Genomic DNA, 15383 nt, shown 5'->3' with positions numbered 1-15383 from the left:
ACGGCTCAGTGCAACAGATTGGCGGCTTTCAGCAGACCGCCAAGCCAATTCCACGTCCCCGGCAGGAACACCATCACCAGGATCGAACCAAAAGCCAGCAGCTTGGGCCACAAGGCTGCGAGTGCGTTGCCAAACGTCAATGCGTCCTTATCCCTGGTGAACATGCGTCCCAACAGGCTATCTTTTTCGAGCTTCAGCACGACGTAAACGACCGCGGCAAAGCACAGCGCCAGCAGTGTGGTGGCTGTCGTGATCTGCAGCCGCGAGTACGTCGATGGATAGATCTGAATCTGCAACATGGCAAGCGTGGCCCCCATGGCCGCACACCAGGCGCAAGAGCGCATGGCCGCTACCGCAAACTTCATCTCCGCGACCAGCAATGCTTGCCACGTCTTGAAATCGACACGGCTCTTTTCGCCGAACTCCCATTGACCATCCAGCAAATGCCTGGTCTGCGCCGCCCATTCGCGAGAGCCGTAGGTGCGCCAGGTGAAGTAATTGTGCAGCCGCATCGTGATATTGAATGGGCTAGCCGGTCGCTCGCCAAGGAGGCACGGCGTGGGCCAGTCGCCTTCGTTGGATTTGCTCCTGATCAAGCCAATCGTCTTATCGAACTCCATGCTGATGCGGATCAGGCGATCAAACGCCTCGGCAAACAGCGCGAGGAAGAAAACGCTGCCCGCAAGCGCAAAGGCCCCCGCCAGCTCGGATATCCACTCGCTACTTGCGCCGACAGGATTCACGTCCTCGATACTCATCCAAAGGCCAGTCAACACAGTGATCGCACTGATTGCCGCATAAGGAAAACCGCGACGCCGCAAGCGCTGGCCCAACGGCGTTTTGCTGCCCACGGCAGCAGAAAGTTCGCCGCAATGCCGGCTCCACTCTGCCACCCTGAAAAGCGTAAGGATGACAAAGCACCCATAGCCAAGATTTAGCGCGAACAACACCCAGAGCGCTCGACCATGAACCAGATCCGTGTTCATTGACTCATGCGATGACAGGGCCATGACCATGCGATAGCCAACGATCGCAAACCCCGTCGCCGCCATGGCCAGCCACGCCACTACGCAGGCAATCGAAACAGGACTGATGGCTTTCGTGGCATCGGCAGGATCGATCCGAGCCAGGCGAAGCGCGTACCGATGGATGGGGAAAACAAGCAGTGCCCTATCGCACTTATGCCAGGCGAGCCAGCTTGCCACGATCAACATCGTCGCAAGAATCAAAGTCATCGCCAGGTAAGCCGGCCCCTGTAGATGGAGACGTGTGTCGCTCGCAATGAGCATGTCCGGCATTGACTTTCCTTGCACGGGAGCGCAACCAGCGACGTTGTCACCTCCGCGCCTGTATTGCTTTGCCGCGAGGCGCTCGGGATCACCTACGTATTGAAAGCCCGCCAGAGTTGCGACAAGCAGTGGAGATGCTGTCCTTTCCTCTCCCCATGTCTTGGCATCGCGATTGGCCAGTTTTGCACTTGGCCTGTCCGAGGCGTCGACGTCTTTTACCAGACGAACCATGGCGGTGAACATGTTCGCCGCGTAGTCAGTCGCAAACGCGAAATGGCGAGGTAATGCGGGACACTTGGCGGGATCCTGCTTGCCCGCGAACTGTCCCCAGGCGCCATCCACGGTTTCGCCATCAACGCACGGCATCAGCTCGTTGTAACTGTTCAGGCAAACGTGCGTGTTACCTGCAGGCATGCTGATGCTGCCGCGACTGATGTCCCGGTAATCCGGATGCACGACAAGGTTGTCCTGTTCGAGCAGGACTGGCAGTACGCCTGGCAGCAGGTCGCGTGTCTCGCCCAGGAGAAACAAGCGATCGCGCACATCGGTCGCGACGATGATCACCGCTTTCGGGCGGACTTTCTTTTCTAAGGTGTCGAACGTTTGATAGAGCATCAGCTCGTCCGAGCGGGAGCTCAGACTCGGCTGATAGGTCGGGGGCTGGTCGGTGCCCTTGTCCACGCCGGTAAGGTCCAGCTCAAGCAATGGCTCAGGCAGGATCTGTCGACGTTCCGCGTCCTTTGCCTGATCAATCTTCACGTGCTCCGTTCGGATAGCGGCGATATTGGGTGGAAACTGGACGTCAACCAAACGTCCCCAGCAATGGTCGCGTTCCAGCGGCGCCCCTTTGACGGGTTTTTGGCAAATCATGCTGCCGGGACCGAGTGTCCGCCTGAGGCCAAGGTCAGTCATGACGCCTGCGCCAAAGCTCGATTCCTCGCTGAACACCACCACGCTATCGTCCTGGCCAATGCGTGGCTGCAGGTACGACAGCACTCGTTCCAACTGCTCCGACACTTTTGTCGCGAGTGACTGGTAGGTCAGGTGCACCTGGAATTCAGGCGAGTTTGCCCTTGCGATATAGGCATGCAGCTGAATTTCGTCGTTGTCGCTGATGCTCGCAGATGGTGAAAGCAGGCGAACGTGAAGACTTTTCGCTGCATGCTCGGCCGATCGCATTTGACACGACCTGCTCGACACCTCTGCCGCCACCTGGCTCAACGCCGCTGCCATCGACTCCATGGAGCCTGAGAACGAGGGGCCTACAACATCGATCGCCCGGTCACAGTACAAAGCGGAGGACGTTTTCGCATCGTTCTCGACTTGCGCGCCGCAATCTGCCTCTCGCAGGTCGTCGGGGAGTACCCAGGCATCACCACGGTTGCCACTATCGAGCGCCAGGACGCAGCGCGCTGCGCGTTTGAACGCCTCCGGATGGACACCCGAAGTCGGCGTCTCCCCCACAAGAAAGAGCGCGTAGTACGTCGAGCCGCAGAACGTGGAGGGCGCCGAATCAGCTCTGCAGTTACGCCAGTTGTCGTTGCGAAACAGCATCACGCCCGGAAGCTTGCGTGCACTGCCGTCACTGGCGGGATAAGCACCATCGTTACCTTGTGTCTTGGGTATCCAAGGAAAGGCGAATCCATCGAGCACGTACCCACTGGCGCGGAATGCGCTCATCAGCGCACCCATTTCGACGTCGAATGCGCGCCCCAGTCGTGTCTCCAGCGGGTCGGGTACCGCAACGACCACGGCGTGCACGCGGACCGCGGCTTCTTTGGGCAAGTTGGCGAACGGCATGGCGGGGTCGCTCAACTGCGACGTGGTCATGAAGTAAGGCGAGCGGGGAGCCTTCTCCGACGCGCCAGATGAAGTGACCGATTCCGATGCTGCGTGGACGACGCCAACGCTCAGGAGCAAGCACGCCAGCACTAACCGCGGAAAAAGCCGTGCTCGAAGCGACAGAGGCGCGCATGAACCCCTGGGCTTACCCGCCCGCGAGCAGCCCACGTCGAGCACGCGCCCCCTGGCACCCCATACCTGGTCGGCCCAACATGCCATGGCGGCCTCCCTTATCGACGGCGCCATTGATCAACCGCAAAGGTTGTACTCCCGTTCGGCGTCGAAATAGCCCGGAGAATCGATATAAGTGGCGCCTACAAAAGCTCTAAGTACGGCCGCCGGTTGTAGGTTGACGACTACGTCTTGGGCTCTATCTGGTCCCTTCCAGCCCCTCGGACCCAACGTCTGAGGGCCGCTATGCGCCCACGGCCCGCCCCCCGCTTCGGTGTGCGCCCGGGTACCCAGCGGACCGGATCACCTGCCCTGGGCTACCATTGGCGTTTTCCACCGCTTTTGGGACTACTCATGCAGCTCAATCAGGTCAAGGCGATCATTACCGGCGGCGCCTCCGGTCTCGGCCACGCTGTGGCGCAGTTTCTGGTCGCCAATGGCGGCAAGGTCGCCCTGTTCGACGTCAACGAAGAAAAGGGCCAGGAAGCCGCCAAGTCGCTCGGTGGTCACTTCTTCCGTACGGATGTCACCTCCGAAGAAGGCGTGTCCGCCAACGTCGCCGCCGCGCGTGATGCCCTGGGTGGCCTCAACGTGGTGGTGAACTGCGCAGGCATCCTCGGCGCTGGCCGCATGCTGGGCAAGGAAGGCCCGATGCCGCTCAACACCTTCGCGACCACCGTGATGGTGAACCTGGTGGGCAGCTTCAACGTGGCCAAGGCTGGCGCCAACCTGATGCAGACGAATGAAACCGGCGACGACGGTGAGCGCGGCGTGATCATCAACACCGCCTCGGTCGCCGCCTATGAAGGCCAGGTCGGCCAGGCCGCGTACTCCGCATCGAAGGGTGGCGTGGTCGGCATGACGCTGCCGATGGCTCGCGAGCTTTCGCGCTTCGGCATCCGCGTGGCCACCATCGCCCCGGGCATCTTCTGGACCCCCATGGTCGACGGCATGCCGCCGCAGGTGCAGGAGTCGCTCTCGGCGTCGATTCCGTTCCCGTCGCGCCTGGGCAAGCCGGACGAATTCGCCAACACCGTGGGCTTCATCCTGGGTAATCGTTATATCAACGGTGAAACCATCCGCCTCGACGGCGCGGTGCGTTTGCAGCCCAAGTAACAGAAAAATAGTGGAGAGGAGTGAGGAGTGAGAGATGCACTTCCCACACCTTGCTCTCTCTCACCTCTCACTTCTATTCACTCACTTCTGGCTCTTATGAAAGCTTCCGACGTCAAGAAAGGTAACGTAGTCGAACACGAAGGCAACGTGTACCAGGTGCGCGATATCGAGCGCAGCTCGCCCACCGCGCGTGGCGGCAACGTCACCTTCCGCTTCACCATGTATTCGATCCCCGGTGGCCGCAAGTTCGACCTGAGCCTGCGCGCCGACGACGATCTCAAGGAAATGGACCTGGTGCGCCGCGAGGTGAACTTCTCGTACATGGACGGCGATGCATTCGTGTTCATGGACAACGAGGACTACACCCAGTACATGCTGTCGCCCGAGCTGGTTGGCGACAACGCCGGTTACATCGTGGAAGGCACCGAGGGCTACTACGTGCAGCTGATCGACGACGCGCCAGTGGGCCTGCAGGTGCCGACCAGTGTCACGCTGACCGTGGTCGACACCGCGCCGGAACTCAAGGGTGCCAGCGCCACCAAGCGCACCAAGCCGGCCAAGCTCAACACCGGTATCGAAATCCAGGTGCCCGAGTACATCACCAATGAAGAAAAGGTGTGGGTGAATACGCTGACGGGCGAGTTCGCCGGACGCGCTTGATCCAGAAGTGAGTGAGGAGGAGTGGGAAGTGAGAGTGGCAAGAGCCCGCTCTCCTCTCACTTCTCACTCCATTCCCTTGAAGGCGACCATGATTTCGACTCCGGTGCGACGCGTGCTACTGCTAGGCCTGCTGGCGCTCGCCGGCTGTGCGCCGGCTCCGGTGCGCAATCCCATGGCGACCTGGGTGCCTTCGCCCAACTACGACGCGCGTCGCCCCGTGCTGATCGTGCTGCACTTCACCAACGAGCACTCGGCCGAGCAGGCGCTACACACGCTGCGCACCGCCAACAATGGCGGCCCGGTGAGTTCGCATTACCTGATCGGCAACGACGGCCACATCTATCAACTGGTAGCGGACGACATGCGCGCGTGGCATGCCGGCGCCGGTCGCTGGGGCACCATCACCGACGTCAATGCCGCCTCGATCGGCATCGAGCTGGATAACGACGGCGACTCGCCGTTCACCCAGGTGCAGATCGACAGCCTGCTGCGCCTGCTGGCTGATCTCACGGACCGCTTGCGCATTCCCCGCACCCAGATCATCGGCCACGAAGACCTGGCCCCCGGCCGCAAGGACGATCCGGGCCCGCGCTTTCCATGGCAGCAGCTGGCTCAGGCAGGTTTCGGCCTGTGGCCGCAGGGACCGCTGATCGACCCACCAGCGGACTTCAACCCGTGGATGGCACTCGGGCTGATCGGCTACCCGCTGGACAACCGCACGGCAGCAGTTCGTTCATTCCGCCACCACTTCCGCGGCATGGACGGCGACACGCTGGACGCGCAAGACTTGCGCGTGCTCTACGCACTCAGCCGCCAGCTCGGAGCGCCGGGCGGCTGATTACGCCACATCGTCGCGTACGCTTCAGGCGCGTTGAGGCAAAATCGCTTTATCGTTTAGGAGTGAACGAAGCGTCATGTCCTCGAGTGGTTATTCGCTGCGCGCTACGGTCGTCGACAGTCTGTTGACCGCCAAACGGCCGGATGTGCCCCTGCGTGTGGCCGCACGCAACACGGCCGCGGTCATCCTGCCACTGGCCATCGGTATTGCCAGCGGGCACCCGGGTATCGGCCTGGGTATTGGCGCGGGCGCACTGGACACCATGTTCTCCGACCAGCCGGGGCCGTATCGGCAGCGCATGGTGCGCCTGCTGCTCGCTTCGTTGGCGGCGGGTCTGGCGTCATTGACCGGTTTTCTGATCGGCGACCAGCTGATTCCCATGCTGATCGCCACCGCGGTGTTCGGTTTCATTGGTGGCCTGCTGGTGGTGTTCGGCACCGACATGACCCGTGTGGGCATGACCAGCATGATCCTGCTGGTGGTCACCGCCGCAACGCCCCGCCCGCTGCACGAAGCTATCGGGGCGGCCAGCCTGATCTTTGCCGGCGGTCTGCTGCTGACGGTGTTCTCGGTCGCGGCATGGCCACTGCAACGCTACCGCCCGGAACGCCACGCACTGGCCGAGGTGTATCGCGGCCTCTCCCAGCTGGCGCGACAGCAGGCCCATGACGAAGCCGATGTCCCGGCGCTGACCGATGCCATGACCACCCTGCAGCACACCCTGCTGGGCCGGCACCATGCGCGAGGCCGAGCCATGGAGGCCTTCGGCGTGTTGCTGGAGTTGGCCGAGCGCATTCGCCTGGAGCTCACCGCCATGGCCGAGCTGCGCGCCAACCCCAATATCCACGCCATGTTCCGTGGCGACGCCGCACGCGTGCTCGCCGCCATTGCCGATGCCCTGGAAGTGGGCGAATCGCCCCGCCAGGCTGAACGCGCGCTACAAACGCTGCAGGCCAGCGAGAACGCACTGCTCAGCAACGGCGGTAATGCAGATGGACTGGCGACGCATATCCATGCCCTGTCCGGCCAGCTCGCCGCCGCGGTGCGTAATGCGAACTGGGCCGGCAGCCGTGGCGAACTGCGTGCAGCTGCTGCCGAAACGCCGCTGCCCGCCGTACTGCGGAGCAATTCGACACGCGCCACCCTGCGCGCGAACCTGACACCGCACTCGGTAGCCTTCCGCCACGCTATCCGCAGCGCGGTGACGCTCACCGCCACGCTGTTTGTCGCGCGCCAGCTCGCCCTGCCCCACGGCTATTGGCTGCCCATGACGGCCGCCATCGTGCTACGGCCCGACTTTGCCGCCACCTTCAACTTCGGCCTGCTGCGCGTGGTCGGCACCGTGCTCGGCCTGGTACTCACCACCGCGCTGCTGCACTTCGCCCCTCACGAAGTCTGGGCCCACCTCGCCCTGATGGCGGTGTTGTGCATGGCGTTCCGCTACCTGGCCACCGCGCACTACGGAATAGCAGTGGCCGCGCTGACCGGCACGGTCGTCATCCTGCTCTCGTTCGAAGGTGTGAACCCCGGCGATGCAGTAACTGACCGCGTGATCAACACCGCGCTGGGCAGCGGCATGGCCTTGCTGGCCTACGTTCTGTGGCCCACCTGGGAACGCGGCCGCGCACGTGCAGCGCTGTCGGACATGCTCGATGCCTACGCCGACTACCTGCATGCCCTCGCCCGCCCCGAACGACGCGATGCCCGCCGCGAAGCACGCACCGCCGCGCGCACTGCGCGCAGCAATGCCCAGGCGTCGCTGGATCGCATGCGGGCCGAGCCAGCCACGCCAGCGCCCTTGCTTGAGCTTGCCAACGCACTATTCGCCAACGGCAACCGTCTCGCACGCACCGCGATGACACTGGAAGCGCTGATCGACGACCACGACAACCTGCCGGAAACAGTGGAGATGTGTGCCTTCGTCGATCATGCCGCGTCGACGCTTCACGAGATTGCGGAGGCCTTGCGCGCCTCACGCACACCGGAGCGATTGCCTGACCTGCGCAGCTTGCAGCGCACTTATGCGGCCTTGCTCAATATGGCGGAGGACCGCCAGGCGGCGGAATTGCTCACCCGTATCAGCGATCGATTGGTGGATAACATCAATACGTTGGCGCATGTGATTGGGCGTAGCCGGAGCAAGTCGGCGGCGACGGTTTAGGGCGCCAAGCCTCTCTCGCCCTACGGGTAACGTTGCGAGGGGATTGAATACGAGGCGCGCTTCTATTGCAGCGCTACCGCGAGCCCACCCCTCACCCCAACCCTCTCCCCTAAGGGGAGAGGGAGAGGTGCGGTGCACCGACCAGCCCAAAAAGCGAAGAAGGAGCGCAGCGACAATCCGCTTTAAGTCATCAAAGCTGGCGCACGCTGCACCTTTCTGCTTTAAGTCCTCTTCGCGATGACGCGTTGCGGTGTAGCCGTACCGAGTGTCGGGCGATCGTGACGATCCGGACTTCACGACCGCCAAGTCTTTTATTCAGCACGACGCTACGACCACCTCGCTCTGGAGGCCATTTTCTTTGGGTTACTTTTCTTTTGGTCCAGCAAAAGAAAAGTGACTCGAGCGTCGGCAGACGATCGAAACGCCCGCCGCGTAGGCGGCACGCTGGCGGGAACGCTCAACGAGAGCCAAGAGCAAAGTCACTGGATCCCTGCCTTCGCAGGGATGACGGTGAGGGAGAAACACGCGTTCTCGCCCTCCCCCGCCCCTCACCCGAGGGAAGCAGGAGAAAGGCGCTTACGCCCCCACCCTCCGCCTAACCGCATCAATATCCCGCACCGCCCTAACCTCAATCCTCCCCGTCCGCGCCCAGGGAAACTCCTTGGCAATTCGCAACGCCTCATCCATATCCGCCGCCTCAATCAGATTGAACCCACCGAGATACTCCTTGGCCTCGGCAAACGGCCCATCGACGATGCTCATCTTGTCGTCACGCACGCGCAGCGACTTCGTTTCCTTCGGTGATTCCAACTGCACCGAATCGAGCAGATAACCCTCATCGCGCAGTGCATCGGCCTTGACGAAGCAACCACGCATCATCGTGTCGCGCTCGTCCGCTGTCATGGCGTCCAGCAGCGTGTCGTCGTTGTAGATCATGACCAGGAACTTCATACGGCCTCCCATGGCTGGCTGACGTGATCGCGCCCGACATCATGCCGGGAAACGGAGGACCGATGCACGCCAGCCCTGGTCGGGGTTTATGCCGTACTAATCTGTCAGATCGTGAGACGCACCGGCCCGGTAAGTCAGATCGCCGGCCACTCCGGATTCCTGCCGGGGCGCCACACTGATACCTTCATAGGCTGGCGGTGTACCCCGGCCATGCGCCCGGGGTGCCCGCGACGGTTTTGCATCCAGGATTTAGGCAGCACTGATGAAGTATCGCCGTCGTCACCAGCCCTGTCTGTTCGCACGCCACAGGGCCGTTGGCGAAGGTAGACTGGCCGTCTATCGAGCCAGGGGACCGAAGGCATGCGGACAGACAGGGCTGGCCCCAACGTATTGAATTTGAAATGACGGGGTGATGTCTGGAAGGCCCGCCGGCTGCGCCGCGCGGCTTGGCAAGACGGCCAGTCTTCCCGGCCCCACGCGACACAGCCGGCGGGCCTTCCAGACATCATGACGTCGGCGATACTTCATCAGTGCTGCCTTAGACTCGGCCATATGCTCAAAATCGATACCCACGCCCATATCCTTCCGCGCGACTGGCCCAACCTGGCGGCCAAGTTCGGCGATGAACGCTTCCCGGTGATGATTCACAACGACGGGCGCCACCGCATCTACAAGGATGGCAAGTTCTTCCGGGAGGTATGGGATTCCGCGTTCGACGCCGAGCAGCGCATCGAGGATTACGCGCGCTTCGGCGTCGGCGTGCAGGTGGTGTCCACCGTGCCGGTGTTGTTCTCGTACTGGGCGCCGGGTTACCAGGCGCTGGAGCTGCATCGCCACCTGAACGACCAGACGGCCCTGCTCTGCAACAACTACCCGCGCCATTACGCGGGCATCGGCACGGTGCCATTGCAGTCGCCGGAACTGGCCATTCGCGAGCTGGAGCGCTGCATCGACGAACTGGGCTTGCAGGGCGTGCAGGTCGGCTCGCATTGCAACGACTGGAACCTGGACGCGCCGGAGCTGTTTCCGTTCTTCGAGGCCGCTGCCGATCTCGGCGCGGCGGTGATGGTGCACCCGTGGGACATGATGGGCGCCGCCAGCATGCCCAAGTACTGGCTGCCATGGCTGGTAGGCATGCCGGCAGAGCAATCACGCGCCGCCTGCTGCCTGGTCTTTGGCGGCGTGCTGGAACGCCTGCCGAAGTTGCGCGTGATGCTGGCCCACGGCGGCGGCAGCTTCCCCTGGAGCATCGGCCGCATCGAGCACGGCTTCCGCATGCGTCCGGACCTGGTGGCCACCGACAACCCCCGCAATCCGCGCGAGTATCTCCAGCGCCTTTACTTCGACTCCTGCGTGCACGACCCGCATGCCCTCCGCTATCTCCTGGATGTGACAGGCGTCGATCGCGTCATGCTGGGGACCGACTATCCTTTCCCGCTGGGGGAACAGCATCCGGGGAGTGGCATCGAGGCGCTAGGCCTGGATGACGTCGCCCGTGCGCGGCTCTTCCATGGCACTGCCCTGGAGTGGCTGGGGCTGCCGCTAAATCGCTTCGAATCCAACGCCGTCTCACAGGAGCAGGCATGAGCTTCTTCCGCAACATGGTTTTCGCCAGCGCGCTGGCTGTGGTCGGCGTAGCCCACGCCACCGACATCAGCATGGCCAATGGCAGCGTCAACTTCAGCACGCCCGACCAGTGGATGGGCATCATGGAAACGCAGGGTGACCCGGAAGTACGCGTGTTCCAGGTGCCTGACACCTCCCCCGGTGGCAACAACAACTTGGCCCGCGTCAGCGTGACCGTGAAGCAGGTGCCTGACGTCAATGCGTTCCAGCAGTACGTTGCCGGCGCCATGAGCAAGTCCAAGGCGCTGACCGGTTATCAGGCCAGCACAGGTGGTTCATCGGACAACTACGTGTATACGGCACAGGAAAACGGTGCGCAGTTCAGCTACAGCGAGCGCTACTGGTTCAAGGATGGCCACGCCATCCAATTGCGCTGTGTGCGCCCGTCCGTCAGTCAGGCCGGCGCTGCATGGAAGGCTGCGTTTGACAAGGGCTGCGACGCCATCGCCGCGCGCATGAAGTAAGCCGATTCTTCCGTGTCGCGCCGATCGACGGCGCGACGCTTCTGCACGAGATTCCCTGATGTCCGCTCCGTACGAAGCCACTCTTGCCTGGGCTCAGGCTCAGGACGCCGCCGATCCGCTACGCAGCTTCCGCGATGAGTTCCTGATTCCGCCGCACGAAGGCCGCGACAGCCACTACTTCTGCGGCAACTCGCTGGGCCTGCAACCTCGCGCGGTGCGCCCTGCACTCAACGCCGAGCTGGACTACTGGGGCGAACTGGGCGTGGAAGGCCACTTCAAGGGCCGCCTGCCGTGGATGGACTACCACGAGTTCGTGCGTGACGACCTCGCTACGGTCGTCGGCGCGCAACCGCACGAAGTGGTGGCGATGAATACGCTGGGTGTGAACCTGCACCTGATGATGGTGAGCTTCTACCGCCCCACGCCGGAGCGGCACGCCATACTTGTCGAAGCCGGCGCGTTTCCCACCGATCGTTACGCGGTGGAATCCCAGATCCGTTTTCATGGCTACGACCCGACCACGGCGCTGATCGAGCTGAAAGGTGATGAGGCGAACGGCCTGATTTCCATGGAAGCCATCGAGCGCATCCTGGCCGAGCATGGCTCGCGCATCGCGCTGGTGATGTTGCCGGGCATTCAGTACCGCACCGGCCAGGCCTTCGATTTTGCCGCAATCACTCGCCTTGCCAGCCGCCACGGTTGCATGGTCGGTTTCGATCTCGCGCATGCAGTGGGCAACCTCCCCCTTCAACTGCACGACACAGGCGCCGATTTCGCCATCTGGTGCAGCTACAAGTATCTCAACAGCGGCCCCGGTGCCGTGGGCGGCGCCTTCGTGCACGAGCGCCATGCACGCACCACGTTGCCGCGCTTTGCCGGCTGGTGGGGTCATGACAAGACCACGCGCTTCCAGATGGGGCCGGAATTCGTGCCTACCTACGGCGCCGATGGCTGGCAGCTCAGCAATCCGCCGATCCTCGCTCTCACGCCGCTACGCGTGTCGCTGGAAATCTTCCGTCGTGCAGGCATGCAGCGCTTGCGCGAAAAGTCGCTGCGCCTGACCGGTTATCTGGAATGGCTGGTGCAAAGCCAGCTGCACAACGTGCTGGAAGTGGTCACGCCGAGTGATCCCGCGCGACGCGGCAGCCAGCTTTCCATTCGCGTGCTAGGTGGCCGCGAGCGCGGACGCTCGCTGTTTGAGTACTTGATGGAGCAAGGCATCATCGGCGACTGGCGCGAGCCCGATGTCATCCGCATTTCGCCGACGCCTCTGTACAACCGCTACGCCGACTGCCTGGCGTTTGTCGAAACCACCCGTCACTGGGCGGCACAGGGCTGATCTGTGCGCGGCTTACGCCAAGCCGCGCGTAACGACAAACAGCACGCCTCGCTGTAGGAGCGCACTTGTGCGCGACCCGATACGCTCGGTCGCGCACAAGTGCGCTCCAACAAAAAGCTCGCGTCATCAGTCGATTTGGCTTTCCGGGTGGCGCACTTGCCCTTCACCGCGCACCACGAAACGTTCAATCGTCAGCGACTCCGCACCCATCGGTCCGTAGGCATGCAGACGCGTTGTTGAAATACCGATCTCCGCACCCAGCCCCAGCTGCCCACCATCGGAAAAGCGCGACGATGCGTTGACCATCACCACCGCAGAGCGCAGCGATTGCACGAACCGCTGCGCCGCGGCCTCATCGCTGGTGGCAATCACTTCAGTGTGATCCGATCCATAACGGCGGATATGTGCGATGGCTTCATCCAGGCTATCCACCACACGTACGGCGATGATGAGGTCCAGAAACTCCGCGGCGTAATCGTCTTCCGTAGCGGAGCTTGCCTCAGGTACCCATGCCCGCGTGGTAGCGTCACCCCGCAATGCCACGCCTCGCTCACCAAGAGCCACCGCCATGCGTGGCAGAAAGCGCTCGGCGGCATCGCGATGCACCAGCAACGTTTCCAGCGCATTGCACACACCGGGGCGAGACGTCTTGCCGTCGACCAGCAGGTTCAGCGCAAGCGAAAGGTCGGCAGAACGATCCACATACAGGTGGCAAACACCCTTGTAATGCTTGATGACAGGCACGCGCGCGTGCTCGGTCACAAACCGGATGAGGCCCTCGCCGCCGCGTGGAATGGCCAGGTCCACGATATCGCTCAGCTGCAATAGCTCGACCATCGCCTCCCGACTCAAATCCTCCACCAGCGTCACAGCCGCCTCAGGCAAGCCGTGAATGCGCAGCGCCTCATGCAGTGCCGCCGCGATCGCCCGGTTGGAATAAATGGCTTCGGAGCCGCCACGCAGGATCACCGCATTGCCAGCCATCAGGCACAGTGCGGCAGCATCAGCGGTCACGTTGGGACGTGCCTCATAAATCATCGCCACCACACCGAGCGGAATGCGCACGCGCTCCACCACCACGCCATTGGCGAGTGTGTCACGGCGTGTAACGACACCCACCGGGTCAGGCAACGCAGCCACGTCGCGCAATGCGTCCGCGATGCCGTTGAGTCGCGCCTCATCCAACCGAAGCCGGTCCAGCATCGCACCCTGCACGCCTTTCTCGGCGGCATGCTGCATGTCCCGCGCATTGGCGGCCAAGACGTCATCGACGTGGCGACGCAGCGCATCCGCCATTTCGATCAACAGAGCCCGCTTCGCTGGCGTATCCAGCGCGGCAAGCAAGGGAGCCGCATCGCGACAAGCAAGCGCCAGGGAACGAATGTCACTCATCATGCGTCGATGTCTCCCATCGTCTCGATATCAGACAGCGTGGCGAGGTCATCGCGATGCACAATCTCTGCGCCGTAGCTGTAGCCCAGCAGGGTTTCTATGTCGCGACTGTGTCGACCCGCCAGGCGCCTTGCCTCGCCAGCGCCGTACTGACTGAGTCCGCGCGCCACCTGGCGGCCTGCCTGGTCCACGATCTCGACAAGATCGCCGCGATGAAACTCCCCCGCGACTTCAAGCACGCCGCCAGGAAGCAGAGATGCCTTGCCACCGGCGAGCGCCCTGACCGCGCCCGCATCCACCTGAATGCGTCCAGGCGCCGTGGGTGCATGACGCAGCCAGTACTTGCGCGCCTGCATGCGGCTTCGGCCCGCCACAAAGAACGTGCCATGCAGCTGGTCCTGCGCAAGCGCCTGTACGGTCGCGTCATGCCTGCCACTGAAGATGGCCGTGGGGATGCCCGCCGCGCCAGCTTTTGATGCGGCTTCCAACTTGGTGCGCATGCCGCCGGTGCCGACGGCACTGCCGCTGCCGCCCGCCATCGCCAGCACTTCAGGCGTCAGCGACTCTACCCGGCCCAAAGGCACGGCCGACGCATCGTGGCGGGGATCGGCGGTGTAAAGCGCGTCAATGTCGGATGCGATCAGCAGCAGATCCGCATCCACCAGCGCGGCCACGATGGCAGCAAGGTTATCGTTATCGCCCAGCTTCAGTTCGTCGACGGCGACAGTGTCGTTCTCGTTCACCACCGGCAGCACGTCGAACGCGAGCAGCTCGCGCAAGGTGGCGCGTGCATTGAGATAACGACGCCGGTTGCGAAGATCGTCGTGAGTCAGCAACACCTGTGCCACCGGGCGCGTACTGAGCGACTGCCACAGGGCGATCATGGGCGCCTGGCCGAGTGCAGCCAACGCCTGCCGCGCAGCAAGATCGCCGCCGCTAGGGGCGTGGGCACGCAACTGCGCCCTTCCGGCAGCCACCGCGCCGGATGACACCAGCACCACTTGCCGGCCAGCCACGTGACTGGCCTGGATGAAACTCGCCAACGCCGAAGCGTAACGCGGCGTAAGACCGCCGCCGTCAGCCGCGAGCAAGTTGCTCCCAACCTTCAGAACAGCGCGACGCCAGATAGGCAGCGCTTGCGTAGGAATGACCTCGGTGCGCCGCCTCTCGTTCATAGGTCGGCGTCCACGGGGGCGTCGATGCGATCACCATGACTGCGGGGCGAGGACACGACAAGCATGCGCGCATCCGCCTCGCCTTCGTTGCGGACCTGATGCGCGGAGCCAGGGGGCACGTGCAGGCCTTGTGCCGCAGCAAGGTGGTGTGCCTTGCCCTCCAGCTCGATGGTCAGCTCACCTTCGAGCACGTAGAAGAACTGCCGGGAGCGCGCATGCCGATGCCGCCTTTCCCACGTCCCCGGCAGCATGCGCTCTTCGATCACACTCAGGTCGTCGCCGGCCAGCAGATGCCAGCCGTCGCAACCTTGCCCCCATGTGTAGTGTTCGGCATTGCTTGTGCTTACCGCCCCCATGCC

The 15383-nt window shown here is 63.1% G+C and carries 12 protein-coding genes; 7 read left to right on the top strand and 5 right to left on the bottom strand.

Going from position 1 to position 15383, the window contains the following annotated elements; genetic code table 11:
• Positions 1 to 5: 5 nt before the first annotated feature.
• Positions 6 to 3119: a hypothetical protein gene (locus tag AC0GUR_RS01490; RefSeq protein ID WP_472875690.1), complete on the bottom strand. Its 3114-nt coding sequence runs from the start codon at positions 3117 to 3119 to the stop codon at positions 6 to 8.
• Between the two features lie 537 nt (positions 3120 to 3656).
• Here AC0GUR_RS01490 and AC0GUR_RS01485 point away from each other — a divergent pair.
• The 4 genes from AC0GUR_RS01485 (at position 3657) to AC0GUR_RS01470 (ending at position 8077) form a co-directional block, all read left to right on the top strand.
• On the top strand, positions 3657 to 4418 hold the full coding sequence (locus AC0GUR_RS01485; RefSeq protein ID WP_472875689.1) for an SDR family NAD(P)-dependent oxidoreductase: 762 nt from the start codon (positions 3657 to 3659) through the stop codon (positions 4416 to 4418).
• A 96-nt stretch (positions 4419 to 4514) separates the two neighbouring features.
• Complete coding sequence (gene efpL, locus AC0GUR_RS01480; RefSeq protein ID WP_267223116.1) at positions 4515 to 5078, top strand: elongation factor P-like protein EfpL; 564 nt, start codon at positions 4515 to 4517, stop codon at positions 5076 to 5078.
• A gap of 88 nt (positions 5079 to 5166) precedes the next feature.
• A complete protein-coding gene (locus AC0GUR_RS01475; protein ID WP_472875688.1) occupies positions 5167 to 5916 on the top strand; it encodes an N-acetylmuramoyl-L-alanine amidase in 750 nt (249 codons plus the stop codon).
• A gap of 76 nt (positions 5917 to 5992) precedes the next feature.
• On the top strand, positions 5993 to 8077 hold the full coding sequence (locus AC0GUR_RS01470) for an FUSC family protein (RefSeq protein ID WP_472875687.1): 2085 nt from the start codon (positions 5993 to 5995) through the stop codon (positions 8075 to 8077).
• 576 nt (positions 8078 to 8653) lie between these two features.
• Here AC0GUR_RS01470 and AC0GUR_RS01465 read toward each other — a convergent pair.
• Positions 8654 to 9028, bottom strand: a complete 375-nt coding sequence (locus AC0GUR_RS01465) for a YciI family protein (RefSeq protein WP_472875686.1) — start codon at positions 9026 to 9028, stop codon at positions 8654 to 8656.
• Positions 9029 to 9580: 552 nt separating this feature from the next.
• Between AC0GUR_RS01465 and AC0GUR_RS01460 the strand changes: the two genes are divergently transcribed.
• Genes AC0GUR_RS01460 through kynU form a run of 3 tightly spaced genes read left to right on the top strand, consistent with a single transcriptional unit; the run spans position 9581 to position 12457 of the window.
• Positions 9581 to 10615 carry an amidohydrolase family protein gene (locus AC0GUR_RS01460; protein WP_472875685.1) on the top strand — a complete coding sequence of 345 codons (1035 nt, stop codon included), beginning with the start codon at positions 9581 to 9583 and terminating at the stop codon, positions 10613 to 10615.
• Positions 10612 to 11118 (top strand): hypothetical protein, encoded by a 507-nt coding sequence (locus tag AC0GUR_RS01455; RefSeq protein WP_472875684.1) that lies wholly within the window; start codon positions 10612 to 10614, stop codon positions 11116 to 11118. Before AC0GUR_RS01460 ends, AC0GUR_RS01455 begins: the two co-directional genes overlap by 4 nt.
• 58 nt (positions 11119 to 11176) lie before the next feature.
• Positions 11177 to 12457 (top strand): kynureninase, encoded by a 1281-nt coding sequence (gene kynU, locus AC0GUR_RS01450; RefSeq protein WP_472875683.1) that lies wholly within the window; start codon positions 11177 to 11179, stop codon positions 12455 to 12457.
• A 126-nt stretch (positions 12458 to 12583) separates the two neighbouring features.
• On the opposite strand, the gene AC0GUR_RS01445 is transcribed toward kynU, so the two are convergent.
• The 3 genes from AC0GUR_RS01445 to AC0GUR_RS01435 are packed head-to-tail and all read right to left on the bottom strand — an operon-like array spanning position 12584 to position 15380.
• Positions 12584 to 13849 (bottom strand): glutamate-5-semialdehyde dehydrogenase, encoded by a 1266-nt coding sequence (locus AC0GUR_RS01445; RefSeq protein ID WP_472876278.1) that lies wholly within the window; start codon positions 13847 to 13849, stop codon positions 12584 to 12586.
• Positions 13849 to 15024, bottom strand: a complete 1176-nt coding sequence (proB, locus tag AC0GUR_RS01440) for a glutamate 5-kinase (RefSeq protein WP_472875682.1) — start codon at positions 15022 to 15024, stop codon at positions 13849 to 13851. The genes AC0GUR_RS01445 and proB overlap by 1 nt, the downstream gene beginning before the upstream one ends.
• Entirely contained in the window at positions 15021 to 15380 is a 360-nt protein-coding gene (locus tag AC0GUR_RS01435; RefSeq protein ID WP_472875681.1) for a cupin domain-containing protein, read from the bottom strand. Before AC0GUR_RS01435 ends, proB begins: the two co-directional genes overlap by 4 nt.
• Positions 15381 to 15383: the final 3 nt, after the last annotated feature.

The sequence above is a fragment of the Dyella sp. PARNA 12/25 genome (assembly GCF_055702865.1).
The sequence above is the reverse complement of the archived record's forward strand: the minus strand, read 5'-3'. Positions and strand labels throughout refer to the sequence as shown.